Origin of the sequence: Catellatospora paridis, assembly GCF_009720365.1 — a bacterium.
GTDB lineage: Bacteria > Actinomycetota > Actinomycetes > Mycobacteriales > Micromonosporaceae > Catellatospora > Catellatospora paridis.
The window spans coordinates 23614-35665 of record NZ_ML769327.1; the positions used below are offsets into that span (position 1 = coordinate 23614).

Genomic DNA, 12052 nt, shown 5'->3' on the forward strand with positions numbered 1-12052 from the left:
CTGAAGACGGGCGAATCGGGCGTACGGTCTGGATCGCCCATGCCGCTCATACCGGATTCGACGGCCGTGAGCCCTACCCGTGGCAGCAACCCGTTGGTAGCCTCCACGTCCGTGCCCCCCGAGGACGAGACCCACTCCGCCGGTTGGCCCCCGCCCGCCGATCGACGCTCGCCCGACGAGACCGGCACGGGGGCCGTGGACCCCTGGGCGCGCAGCGCCCCCGAACTCCTGCCGCTCGACGAGGAGGATCCCACTCCTGCCGCGGTGATCGCGGCGGCCCACTCCGCCGCGCCACCCGACGACGAGCAGCCCACCGCGCCGCTGGCCGGGTACGCGCCGTCCCAGGTCGAGCCGCCGACCCTCCCGCTGGCCGGGTACCTCCCGCAGGCGGAGGCCACCTTCGTGCCGCCGCCCACGCCGATGCCGCCGGTCTCCGCGGCACCCGCCGGTTACCCGTCACCGCCGGTTTCGTCGGCACCTGCCGGTTACCCGGCATCGCCGGTATCGGTTTACCCGGCATCGCCGGTATCGGCGGTCCCGGGCGGGTACCCGGCCTCGGCGACGCCGGGCGGTTATCCGGTGTCCGGGACGCCCGCGGGGTATCCGCAGTTTCCCGCGTCCGGTGCGCCGGGCGGCCATCCGGCGAGCTGGCCGCAGGTCGGACCGCCGGCGCGGCCGCGGCGGCGCTGGGGTCGGCTGCTCGCGATCGTCGCCTTCGTGCTGGTGGTGGTCTGCCTCATCGCGGGCGGGCTCGCCGTGCTGGCGTTCCCGTGGCTGAAGAACCGGGTCGGCGGCGCCGGACCGACCGGCGCGCCGAGCCCCGGCGCGAACGCCCCGTTCGCCACCCGGCAGGCGTGGATCAAGGACCGGATCGGGACGGCCCTGACCGTGCAGGGCCGGGCGCTGCTGGCCGGTGACGAGGCGGGTTACCTGTCCGTGGTCGACACGGCCGCGCCGCAGGTGCTGGACGGGATGCGCACGCAGTTCCGGTCGCTGCGCGCGATGCGGGTGGCGGGGTGGACGGAGGAGCCGAGCAATCCGACCCCCGTGTCGGCCGACGGCGGCGAGCAGTGGTCGACCGAGCTGCGCGGCACGCCCTGTTTCGTGACACCGACCTGCGCGAAGGCCGGTGCGCGGGCGCAGGCCCGGTGGCGCATCCGCGACGGGCGGGCCTGGCTGACCGAGTGGAAGCCGGTCGCCGAACAGCCGTCGCCGCACCCGTGGCAGATCGCGGAACTGGTCGCCGACGCCGGTGAGCGCACCGTGGTGGCGACCACGCCCGAGTACGCGGGCGAGCTGCCGACACTGGTGGCCGAGGCGGAGAAGGCGGCCAAGGTCGCCGACCGGTTCGCCCGCGCGGACGCGGTCCCGTCGCGGTACGTCGTCTACTACGCCGGCTCGGGCGAGTGGCGGCGCTGGTTCACCTGGAACCCCGGGGACACCGTCTCCGGCGTCGCGCTGCGGGTGAGCGTGGAGCGCTGGGAGCTGATGCTCTACGACGACAACATCACGCCGGAGGTGCTGGGCGGGGTGCTGCGCCACGAGCTGACCCACGCGGCCTCGCTGGCCGGGCCGTTCAAGGACGGCGACACCATGTGGTGGCTACACGAGGGCCTGGCCGAGTACGCCCTGATGGACGGCGCCCGGGTGCGCGACTACCTGCGGTTGCCCGCCATCCGGCAGCTGGTCGAGGACGGCTGGAACGGCGACGTGGAGTTCGCGAACCCGCCCAAGGGCACGAAGGGCTGGATCGTCTCGGCCCGGTACGGCATGAGCGCGCTGGCCGTACGGCACCTGGCGGACCGGTTCGGCGAGGCGAGCCTGGTCGAGTTCTTCCACAAGGTGGTCCACGACGGCCTGACGGTGCCGGTGGCGGCCCGGGAGACGCTGGGCGTGGAGTGGCCCGAGCTGGAGCGCGAATGCGCCGACTTCATCCGTCACAGCGTCGCCTGAACATGCCGTACTCGGCCCGATCTTGACGAAAGGCTCGCATCGGTCACAACCGTCCCGGTACCGTACTCATTACACAGGAATCCGTGCTCGCGACACCGGCCGCGATCACGGCGCGCCCCCGCGGCGCGGCCTGTACCGGAGGAGGTGGGCCTGCTCATGATCGGATCGACGCGACAGGACGCACGACTGGCGGAGGTCAGATTCCTCACCGTCGCCGAGGTGGCGACCCTGATGCGGGTGTCGAAGATGACCGTCTACCGCCTGGTTCACTCGGGAGAGCTGTCCGCCGTCCGGGTCGGCCGCTCTTTCCGGGTCCCTGAGCAGGCGGTTCAGGAGTACCTGCGGGGCGCGTTCTCGGAGCAATAGGTATCCCGGCTCACCCTGACGGTGACCCCTGGCAGTGCGCTCGCGGCTGCTCGGCTACCCTGAACGGGTTCCACCACCGTCAACTTCGAGGGGATGCCGTATGGGCTCCGTGGTCAAGAAGCGCCGCAAGCGTATGGCGAAGAAGAAGCACCGCAAGCTGCTGCGCAAGACCCGCGTCCAGCGTCGCCGTCTCGGCAAGTGAGGTCCGCGCCCCGGCGCTGAGCCACCGGGCCGGTTCGCGGCGCCCTCGTGCGCTCCTCCGGCGAACCGGCGGTGTCGGCAGCTCGGGCGCAGTCCCGCGTCGACCTGCTGCGGGCCGTATGGCCCGCGGGAGACGCGGTGCTCCTCTTCATTCTTCGCCGCCCCGGGGAGGCGCGTCATGACCGCGGTCGCCAACGGCTCCGCCGCCGATCGCGCACGCGCTCCCCGGGTCGTCATCGTCACCGGCGTCAGCCGGTTCCTCGGTGCGACCATCGCCGCCCGGATCGCCGCGGACCCCCGGGTCCACAAGGTGGTCGGGGTGGACCGGGTCGATCCGCCCGACGAGCTCGCGCCACTGCTGCGCGACGTCGCGGTGCGCCGGGTCGACCTGACCGGGGGTGCGTCCTCCCTGGTCAAGCTGGGCGCTGAGGCGCTCGTGCACCTCGCCGTGGTCTCCTCGCCCGATCCGGACGCCGGCGGGCGGGCCGCGATGAAGGACCAGAACGTCATCGGCACGCTCCAACTGCTGGCCGCCTGCCAGCAGATGCCGTCGCTGCGCCGGCTCGTGGTGCGCTCGTCGACCGCGGCGTACGGCGTCTCGTTCCGCGACCCGGCCGTGTTCACCGAGGACACCGAACCTCGCGACGCCCCGCGCGGCGGCTACGGGCGCGACATCCTCGACATCGAGTCGTACGTGCGCGGCTTCCGCCGCCGGCGGCCCGAGGTCACCACCACGGTGCTGCGCTTCGCCCCGTTCATCGGCCCGCAGGCCGACACCGCGCTGCTGAAGTTCCTGGCCCGCCCGGCGGTGCCGACGGTGCTCGGGCGGGACCCGCGACTGCAGTTCATCCACGTCGACGACGCGCTGGAGATCCTGCGCCGCTCGGTGCTGGAGGACCACCAGGGCACCTTCAACGTGGCCGGGCCCGGCACGCTGACCCTGTCCCAGGCGGTGCGCCGGTCGGGCCGCATCGCGCTGCCGGTGCTGGAGCCGGCCATGCACGCCGCCGCCTCGTTCGGCCGCGGGGTGGCCGGGCTGAGCCTGGACCAGGTCGACCTGTTCGTGCACGGCCGCGTGGTCGACACCGCCAAGCTGGTCCGGCAGTATGGCTTCACGCCCCGCACGACGGCCGACGCCTTCGACGACTTCGTCCGCGCCCAGAAGGGCGGCGCGGTCGTCACGCCCGCGCTGGTGGCCGCGACCGAGCAGCGGCTGCTCGACATGATCAGGTCGGTGCGCGACAAGCAGGGGAGGGCAGGCAGGTGACCGTCCCCGAGGTCGACGACGAGTTCGACGAGCGGGTCGCCGCGGGCCTGGCGTTCCTGCGCCGCAGGCTGTCCGGGCAGTACCAGGTCGACGAGTTCGGGTTCGACCCCGAGCTGACCGAGCAGGTCTTCCAGCCGGTGCTGCGCCAGCTCTACCGCCGCTGGTTCCGCACCGAGGTGATCGACGTCAAGAACCTGCCCGCCGAGGGCGGCGCGCTGGTCGTCGGCAACCACTCCGGCACCGTCGCGCTGGACGCGCTGATGCTGTCGGTCGCCTGCCACGACGAGCACCCGGCCCACCGGCACCTGCGGCTGCTCGGCGCGGACTTCGTGTTCCGCATGCCGTTCGTGTCGGAACTGGCCCGCAAGTCGGGCGCCACGCTGGCCTGCAACCCGGACGTGGAGCGGCTGCTGCACGCCGAGGAGCTCGTGGGCGTCTTCCCGGAAGGGTTCAAGGGCGTCGGCAAGCGCTTCGTCGACCGGTACAAGCTGCAGCGCTTCGGCCGCGGGGGCTTCGTGTCGGCGGCGCTGCGCACCGGCAAGCCCATCGTGCCGGTGGCCATCGTCGGCGCGGAGGAGATCTACCCGCTGCTCGGCAACATCAAGCCGCTGGCCCGGCTGATCGGCGTGCCGTACTTCCCGGTCACCCCGACGTTCCCGTGGCTGGGCCCGCTGGGCCTGGTGCCGTTGCCGAGCAAGTGGCTGATCCGCTTCGGCGAGCCCATCGACACCACGCCGTACGCCGACGGCGCCGACGACCCCGCGGTCGTCTTCAACCTCGCCGACCAGGTCCGCGAGACCATCCAGACCATGCTCCACGAGACCCTCGAACTGCGTCCGGACCCGTTCGCCGCGTGATCCGCCGCGCTACAACATGCGCAGATCCAGGGCGTGCCAGAGCAGCGTCTCGTTGTCGCCGGTGGACCACCAGAGCACGCCGCCGCGGCAGGCGACCCGGCCCGCGTTCGCGGTGACCAGGGCGGGGCTGCGGGTCTTCAGGTCGTAGAGCATGACGCGGGTGGTGGTCAGGCCCTGCGTGGTCCGGGTGTACACCTCGAACCGGTCCAGCACCGCGACGTCCGTGGTGGCCGACGAGACCGCGCCGGTCGCCGTGCGCAGGCGCTCGGAGCCGTCGGGACGCATCAGCTCGATGACCGTGGACGCCTCGGTGCTGCCGATGATCAGTGACCGGCACCAGGTGGCCGAGCAGGTCATCAGCTCACCGGCCTGCACCCCGACCAGGATCCGTTCCGCCGTCTGGGGATTGTTCAGCTCGATCGCGCCCGCGTCCGCCACCGCCTCGCTGACCAGCCACGGCCAGGCGCTGATGGCATACCCGCCGGCCAGCTCCCGCACGACGGGTCTGCCGCCCGCCAGCGGCACCGTGTAGATCGCGGAGTAGCCGGGCTTGCCGGCGTCGGCCATCCAGCTCAGCTGCCCGTCGTGCAGGGCCAGGTCGCCCTGCTTGTCGAAGAGCATAACGGCGCCGGTGTCGGCGGTGACCAGCTGTGGCGCGCCGCCGTCCAGCCGGGCGGTCCAGATGCCGGTGCGGCCCGCGCCGCCGGCGTCGCCGCTCAGCTCCACCCAGGCCAGGATGGTGCCGTCGCTGGTGAACCCGGCGAACTCGGCGGCGCTGTCCTTGGGCGTCCGGCGCAGCTCGCGCTCCCGGCCCCCGTCGCGCAGCAGCAGGCGCACGTCGTCGCCGCCGGCGGACGGCGCGGTGCCGACGGACGCGGTCGCGCTGACGAAGTAGAGCGGGCTGTACACGGACCCGTCGGCCAGCATGCCGGGGGTGTCCCGCACGGTGGCGGTCGGGTACGCCTCGGTGAGCGCGGGCTCGGCCGAACGCGGCGGGGCGGGCTGCTGCGGGCTCAGCGCGAGCATGACGGCCGCCGCGGTCAGCGCGGCGCCCAGTGCCACGGCACGGGTCACCGGCAGGGTGGCCGGATGCCGGTGCCGTCCGGGCGGCACCGGGTCCTCGGGTGGCGGTGCGGAGCCGCGCGGTGCGGACCGGGTCACGTCTTCTTCCGGCGGCGGCTCAGCGCCATGCCACCCGCGACCGCGCCGGCCAGCACGCCCGCGCCGAGCGCGACCGGGACGGCGACCTTGGCGGCCTTGCGCCCGGAGCGGAAGTCGCGGATGTCCCAGCCCTGGGCACGGGCCATCCGGCGCAGCGCGCTGTCGGGGTTGACGGCGACCGCGCGGCCGACGCTGGTCAGCATCGGCACGTCGTTGATGGAGTCGCTGTACGCGGTGCACCGGGTCAGGTCCAGGCCCTCCGCGGCGGCCAGCGCCTCGATGGCGTGCGCCTTGGCCGGTCCGTGCATCATCTCGCCGACCAGGCGGCCCGTGTACGCCCCGTCGCGGATCTCGGCGACCGTGCCCAGCGCGCCGGTGAGGCCGAGCCGCGCGGCGATGACCCGGCCCAGCTCCACGGGCGCGGCGGTGACCAGCCACACCCGTTGGCCCGCGGCGAGGTGCTGGTCGGCGAGCGCGCGGGTGCCGGACCAGATCCGGTCGGCCATCAGCTCGTCGAAGATCTCCTCGCTGAGCCGCTGCACGTCGTCGACCTTCCAGCCTTCGATGAAGGCGAGCGCCGCCTCGCGGGCCTGCGCGATGTCGCCGGAGTGCTCGGCGGCCAGCAGCCGGAACCGGGCCTGGCTGATGGCGAACTTGGCCAGGTCGATGGTGGTGAAGTAGCGCCGTGAGGCGAGACCGCGGGCGAAGTAGTAGAGCGAGGCGCCCTGCATCATCGTGTTGTCGACGTCGAAGAACGCGGCCCCGGTACGGTCGGCGACCAGGGCGGCCGGCTCGGCCAGGGGCATCGGCACGACGGACGGGGGCATCGGCGGCAACGCCGCGCCGACGGCGGCGATCGGCTGCGCCGGACTGCGACGACGTGCCATCGGGCCCTCCTTCTGCGGGGAACACGGTGCGCCGGGGTGCCGGTGAGTCCGCGTTCCGGACGGCTAGAGCGTATGCGTCGCAGGCCGCCGCACACAGTAGGGGCGCGACGCCGTTGCCGGCAGCCGCGCCCCTGTGATCCGTCTGTGCGAGCTAGCCGAGCAGGCCGCCGAGGATCCGGCCCAGCTCGTCGAGCAGGCCCTCGTCCTGCGTCTGCTCCGGCTCGCCCTCGGTGGCCGCGGGCGAGGCCGAGGCGCTCGGCGCGACCGACGCCTGCGGGGCGGCGGGGCTTCCCTCGGTGCCCGGCTTGGCGTTCTCCTTGGTCTGCGCCGGTTGCGTCTGCTGCTGCTCCGGCCGCGACGGCTGGCTGATCGCGTTGGCGCAGGCACCGGGCACGGAGCCGAACCGGTCGCTGCCGGTCGAACCCGCGCCGCAGGCCAGCGCCGTACGGGCCGCCGCGGAGCGCTTCTCGATCCGGTCCAGCAGCGACAGCGAGCCGGTGACCTTCTCCCGGTCGGTGCTGCCGTCGAGCAGCTGCCCGACGAGCATGCGCTGGTCGGCGACGAAGCGGTCCACCGCGTCCAGGGCGGACGTGTCGCGCCGCGCCATCGCGGACGTGATCAGCATCCGGATGCCCTGCGTGGTGTCGCTGTCCATGTCCGTGAGCGCGGCCCCGAACCCGGTGGCGTCGGTGCGCACGGCGTGCGCCTCCGACAGGCGGGTGCGGGCGAACTCGAGGTAGAGCCGGCCGCGGGACAGGTCCGAGCCGGCCAGCGCGAGCTGGGCCTTCTCGGTCTGCCGCTTGACGCCGTAGAGGGCGTCGCCGGGGATCGCCTCACCGCTGGCCACCGACACGCCGGACAGCGCCAGCGTGCCCGCGGCGATGCCGATGACGATCGCCCCACGGGCGCGGACCCGGCCCGGCCTGCGGGCCGACCACGGAGCGCTCGCGCGCTGGTCCTCGACCTCGGGCCGAGCGGTGACGCCGATGCCGTCGCGTTCCGCGGTGGCGATCAGCTGAGCGCGCAGGTCTCGTTTGAACGTCGCCTCGGGTACGCCGGGCAGAGCCACGGTGCGCAGCTGCTGACCGACGGTGACCAGCTCGGTGAGCTGGCCGTCGAGGCGGGACCGGGTGTGGTGACGGCGGCCGCCGTTGGCCTCGTCGAGCAACTGGGCGAAGCGCTCGGCACGCCCACGATCGAACAGGGAAATGTTGTTCACCGCGGGCACCCCCCTTCGCTGATCGCGGTGATGGTTACGGCGAACGCAGAGAATGCCGCTCGCACCCGGTCAAACTGGATCAGGGCACGATCAGTTACGGCCGTCAGGGGTGACGGGGCACCCATGGTGATGTGAGTCACATTCACGGCTGGAACCCCTCGGGCAACAGGCGGGCGAGCGCGCGGACGGCGCGGTACTGGAGGGCCTTGATGGCGCCCTCGTTCTTGCCCATCGACTGCGCGGTCTCCGCCACCGAGAAGCCCTGGAGGAAGCGCAGCACGATGCACTCCTGCTGCTCGGGGTTGAGCTGCTTGACCGCGGTCAGCAGCGCCACGTTCGTGATGTGGTCCACCACCGCCGTCTCGGGGCTGCCCTCGGGGCCCCGGTCCTCCCGGTCGGCGTCCAGGACGTCGCCCGTGGTGACCTCCAGCCGGTACCGGCCGGACTTGAAGTGGTCGGCGACCAGGTTGCGGGCGATGGTGACCAGCCACGCGCCCAGGTCGCGGCCCTGCCAGGTGAAGCTGCTGATGCGCTTGAGCGCGCGCAGGAAGGTGTCCGAGGTCAGGTCCTCGGCCAGCGGCCGGTTGCCGACCCGGAAGTAGATGAACCGGAACACGGTGTCGACGTACCGGTCGTAGATGAGCCCGAACGCCTCGGAGTCGCCCTGCTGGGCCCGCTCGACCAGGGTCCACACCTCGTGTGCGGCGTCGCTGGGATCGGGCCGGTCGGGGTAGCCGGTGCCGCCGGTGCCGCCCTCCTCGACGGCGGGCAGCACCTGGGTCTCACCGGCCTCCACGGCGGAGCCGCTGGCCTGGGTCGGGGCGCTGCGCCCGTTGACCCGCCCGCCCACCGGCTTGGTGCCGGGGGGCTGGTGCCGGGCCGTGGCGTCGTTGGTCTGACGGGTGCGGATCCGCTGCGTCCCGCCATCGCCTCGTACCGCCGTGGCCAGCATTTCGTTGAGCGAAGTACGGAGCAACGTCAGGCCGTCGACCAGGGCCCGGCGAGCCGCCGCCACTTCGCTGGTGACCAGCTCATCGCCGAACAACAGAGAACTCATCCCGCCACCTCCGCGTGCCCCCAGACCGATCCGCCCCGGTACTGCGGAGGACGCACGCGTCCCCCGGCATACCGGGCAATCTCCACCATAAGCCGCTGAACACCCATGAGGTACTCGTTCAGTGCGATAAACGGCACAAAGGCCTCCTCAGGCTGAGGGGTGTCGACTCATGGCAAAAAGGGTGAGCCGACCCTGAGGACTATAAAGGCCCCAACTCACCCAGCGGTGTGGAGTCAGTTACACGCCGGACCGAAATGTTGCACCGCTACCCGTAGGTGTCGTCGCACACGTTGTGCGCTGGTCCGCGTGCCTGACCGAAAGTTTCGAGTCGCTCACCCGGCCGGGTGATGCCCGTGTAGTGCCGTGACAGCCGACTCCCGTGTCGGCGTCGTGTCAGGACGGTGAACGCGGGGGTGGGCTCGCGGGCCGGGCTGTGGAAAACTCAGCCACCGTGAACCTCGCCACACTGCTGCGCCAGCACGCCGCCGTGACCCCGGACCGCATCGCGCTGCGCGCGGATGAGGACACCCTGACCTGGGCGGAGTGGGACGCCCGGGTCGACGCCGCGGCGCGCGGCCTGCTCGCGCTGGCACTGCCCGCCTCGGCCGGTTTTCCCGCGCGTGTCGCGATCGCCCTGCGCAACGACCTCGACTTCACCGTCGCCCTGCTGGCCGTGCTGCGGGCGGGCCTGGTCGCGGTGCCCTGCAACCCCGGGTTCACCCCGCGCGAGCTGCGCCACGTGCTGGCCGACAGCGGAGCGCAGGCGCTGGTCGCCCCCCAGGAGCTGCTGGCCGGGATCGCCGACGCGGTGGCGCACCCGCTGACCGCGCTGCCGGTGGCCGCGGGCGCCGCACCCGCCGAGGACGCCGGTGACGGCCTGGCGCTGCTGCTCTACACCTCAGGCACCGAGGGCGTGCCCAAGGGCGCGATGCTGCCGCACACGGCGCTGCTGGCCAACCACCGGCAGCTGGCCGCCGTCGAGCCGCCGCTGGTCGGCCCGGACGACACGGTGCTGCTGGCGCTGCCGCTGTTCCACGCGTACGGCCTCAACACCGGCCTCGGCTCGGTGCTGTTCCACGGCGCGGCGGGCGTGCTGATCGCCGACTTCGACCCCGCCGGCTCCGCCGCGCTGATCGCCGAGCACCGGGTGAGCGTGCTGGTCGGCGTGCCGCCGATGTTCCTGGCCTGGAGCGCGGTGCCGGACATCGGCGAGCTGCTGCGCTCGGTGCGGCTCGCGGTGTGCGGCGCGGCGGCCCTGGAGCCGGCCGCGGCGGCCCGCTTCACCGCGCTGACCGGGCACACCGTGCAGGTCGGCTACGGGCTCACCGAGACCGCGCCGGTGCTGGCCTCCACCGTCGCCGCCCCGTCGGCCAAGCCGGGCGCCATCGGCCGGCCGCTGCCGGGCGTCGAGCTGCGCCTGGTGAACCGGGCCGGCGAGGACGTGTGGCGGGGCGGGGAGCCGCTGGGCGCGGACGACGAGGACGAGCTGGACCTCGACGTGCCGGACTCGCCGGGCACCGACCCGGGCGAGATCGTGGTCCGCGGGGAGAACCTGTTCGCCGGATACTGGCCCGACGGCCGGGGCGGCCCGGACGCCGAGGGCTGGTGGCCCACCCGCGACGTGGCGTACGCCGACGGTGACGGCGACCTGTTCCTGGTCGACCGGCTCGGCGAGCTGATCCTGGTGAGCGGCTTCAACGTGTATCCGGCCGAGGTGGAGCAGGTGCTGCTGGCGCACCCGGGCGTGGCCCAGGCGGCCGTGCTCGGCGCGCCGCACCCGATGACCGGCCAGCAGGTGCGGGCCGTGGTGGTGCCCGCCCCGCGCGCCGAGGTCACCGCAGCGGAGCTGGCCGCGCACTGCGCCCGCAACCTGGCCCGGTTCAAGTGCCCGAGCGAGATCGAGTTCGCCGAGACGCTGCCCTACTCGGTCATCGGCAAGGTGCGCAAGGGGCTGCTGTGACACGCGGAGCCCGCGCCGCATGTCACGGGCTCCTTGAGAGGATGGCGGCGTGACCCGACTGACTCTCTACACCCGGCCCGGCTGCCACCTGTGCGAGGACGCGGTGGCGGTGCTGGAGCGCATCGGCGAGCCGTTCGAGGAGATCGACATCTCCGGGGACCGGGAGCTGGAGGCCGAGTACGGCGACCGCATCCCGGTGATCATGCTGGACGGCCGGGAGCACGGCTACTGGCGGGTGGAGGAGCAGCGGCTGCGCCGCGACCTGGCCGGGCGGCAGTCCGCCTGACCCCCGCGGGCCGGGCACCCTGAGCAGGGGCGGCGTGGGTAATCTGGCGGGATGAAGCGCGGCGCGAAGCACCTTGTCTGGGACTGGAACGGCACCCTCGTCGACGACCTGCACCTGGTCGTGAACGCGACCAACATCGCGTTCGAGGTGGCCGCGCCCGGCCTGTCGATCAAGGTGACCGCCGACGAGCACCGCCGCGACTTCCGCCGCCCGATCAGCGAGTACTACGGCTCCGTGCTGGGCCGCCCGCTCACCGAGGCGGAGTTCGTCGAGCTGGACCGGGTCTTCCACGACGCGTACCGGACCGGCCTGGCCGAACTGGCGCTGGCCGCGGGCGCGCTGGACGCGCTGCGCGGCTGGACCGGGACGCAGTCGCTGCTGTCCATGTGGTTCCACGAGGAACTGGTGCCGACCGTCACCCGCTACCAGTTGACGTCGCACTTCATCCGGGTGGACGGGCTGCGTGAGCCGCTGGGCGGGGAGCAGGCGCACAAGTCCGGCCACCTGAAGCGGCACCTGGCCGAGCTGTGCCTGGAGGGCGCCGACGTGGTGCTGATCGGCGACTCCATCGACGACGCCGACGCGGCCGCCTCCGTGGGCGCGCGCTGCGTGCTCTACACCGGCGGCTTCACCGACCCGGCCAAGCTGCGCGCGTACGGCGTGCCGGTCGCGGACACACTGCTGGAGGCCGTCGCGCTCGCAGCGTGACGTTCGTCTCTGGAAGCCAGGGGTCGCCGGCATCCGTGAGCGATTTGGGTGTTTGGTGGCTTTTGCTCTTGTTTGCGCCGAATCAAGTGGGCGTGTTTTGGGAGCGGTTGTCATGGTTGCGACATAATCG

General features: G+C 72.9%; 11 protein-coding genes and 1 pseudogene. 8 read left to right on the plus strand and 4 right to left on the minus strand.

From position 1 onward, the window contains the following. The first annotated feature begins 111 nt into the window (after positions 1-111). The 5 genes from F9C41_RS28850 (at position 112) to F9C41_RS28870 (ending at position 4644) form a co-directional block, all read left to right on the plus strand. On the plus strand, positions 112-1953 hold the full coding sequence (locus tag F9C41_RS28850; protein WP_155389971.1) for a hypothetical protein: 1842 nt from the start codon (positions 112-114) through the stop codon (positions 1951-1953). Between the two features lie 156 nt (positions 1954-2109). Then, entirely contained in the window at positions 2110-2319 is a 210-nt protein-coding gene (locus F9C41_RS28855; protein ID WP_120321539.1) for a helix-turn-helix domain-containing protein, read from the plus strand. 100 nt (positions 2320-2419) lie between these two features. Beyond that, entirely contained in the window at positions 2420-2521 is a 102-nt protein-coding gene (locus F9C41_RS28860; protein ID WP_007465623.1) for a 30S ribosomal protein bS22, read from the plus strand. 177 nt (positions 2522-2698) lie between these two features. Continuing rightward, positions 2699-3787, plus strand: coding sequence for an NAD-dependent epimerase/dehydratase family protein (locus F9C41_RS28865; RefSeq protein WP_155389972.1), 1089 nt, complete (start codon positions 2699-2701; stop codon positions 3785-3787). Further along, positions 3784-4644, plus strand: a complete 861-nt coding sequence (locus F9C41_RS28870) for a lysophospholipid acyltransferase family protein (RefSeq protein WP_155389973.1) — start codon at positions 3784-3786, stop codon at positions 4642-4644. The genes F9C41_RS28865 and F9C41_RS28870 overlap by 4 nt, the downstream gene beginning before the upstream one ends. Before the next feature lie 9 nt (positions 4645-4653). Here the strand turns inward: F9C41_RS28870 and F9C41_RS28875 are convergent, their stop codons facing one another. From F9C41_RS28875 to F9C41_RS28890, 4 genes and pseudogenes are all read right to left on the minus strand, one after another. After that, positions 4654-5805: a TolB-like translocation protein gene (locus F9C41_RS28875; RefSeq protein WP_155389974.1), complete on the minus strand. Its 1152-nt coding sequence runs from the start codon at positions 5803-5805 to the stop codon at positions 4654-4656. After that, positions 5802-6611 carry an HAD family hydrolase gene (locus F9C41_RS28880; RefSeq protein WP_230690105.1) on the minus strand — a complete coding sequence of 270 codons (810 nt, stop codon included), beginning with the start codon at positions 6609-6611 and terminating at the stop codon, positions 5802-5804. Before F9C41_RS28880 ends, F9C41_RS28875 begins: the two co-directional genes overlap by 4 nt. 460 nt (positions 6612-7071) lie before the next feature. Continuing rightward, a pseudogene (locus tag F9C41_RS28885) lies at positions 7072-7911 on the minus strand (DUF5667 domain-containing protein); the annotation flags it as partial. A gap of 142 nt (positions 7912-8053) precedes the next feature. Beyond that, positions 8054-8863, minus strand: a complete 810-nt coding sequence (locus F9C41_RS28890; RefSeq protein WP_407924746.1) for an ECF subfamily RNA polymerase sigma factor, BldN family — start codon at positions 8861-8863, stop codon at positions 8054-8056. Positions 8864-9419: 556 nt separating this feature from the next. On the opposite strand from F9C41_RS28890, the gene F9C41_RS28895 reads away from it, so the two are divergent. Genes F9C41_RS28895 through F9C41_RS28905 form a run of 3 tightly spaced genes read left to right on the plus strand, consistent with a single transcriptional unit; the run spans position 9420 to position 11922 of the window. Beyond that, a complete protein-coding gene (locus tag F9C41_RS28895; protein ID WP_155389977.1) occupies positions 9420-10928 on the plus strand; it encodes a class I adenylate-forming enzyme family protein in 1509 nt (502 codons plus the stop codon). Between the two features lie 49 nt (positions 10929-10977). Then, the gene (locus tag F9C41_RS28900; RefSeq protein ID WP_155389978.1) at positions 10978-11214 is read left to right on the plus strand and encodes a glutaredoxin family protein; all 237 of its coding nucleotides are present in this window, start codon (positions 10978-10980) and stop codon (positions 11212-11214) included. Between the two features lie 51 nt (positions 11215-11265). Next, positions 11266-11922, plus strand: a complete 657-nt coding sequence (locus F9C41_RS28905) for an HAD family hydrolase (protein ID WP_155389979.1) — start codon at positions 11266-11268, stop codon at positions 11920-11922. The last annotated feature ends 130 nt before the right edge of the window (positions 11923-12052 follow it).

Coding starts and splice junctions, on each gene's coding strand:
- F9C41_RS28855 (WP_120321539.1), top strand. CDS start 2,110: ATGATCGGATCGACGCGACAGGACGCACGACTGGCGGAGGTCAGATTC.
- F9C41_RS28860 (WP_007465623.1), top strand. CDS start 2,420: ATGGGCTCCGTGGTCAAGAAGCGCCGCAAGCGTATGGCGAAGAAGAAG.
- F9C41_RS28865 (WP_155389972.1), top strand. CDS start 2,699: ATGACCGCGGTCGCCAACGGCTCCGCCGCCGATCGCGCACGCGCTCCC.
- F9C41_RS28880 (WP_230690105.1), bottom strand. CDS start 6,611: ATGCCCCTGGCCGAGCCGGCCGCCCTGGTCGCCGACCGTACCGGGGCC.
- F9C41_RS28890 (WP_407924746.1), bottom strand. CDS start 8,863: ATGCTGGCCACGGCGGTACGAGGCGATGGCGGGACGCAGCGGATCCGC.
- F9C41_RS28905 (WP_155389979.1), top strand. CDS start 11,266: ATGAAGCGCGGCGCGAAGCACCTTGTCTGGGACTGGAACGGCACCCTC.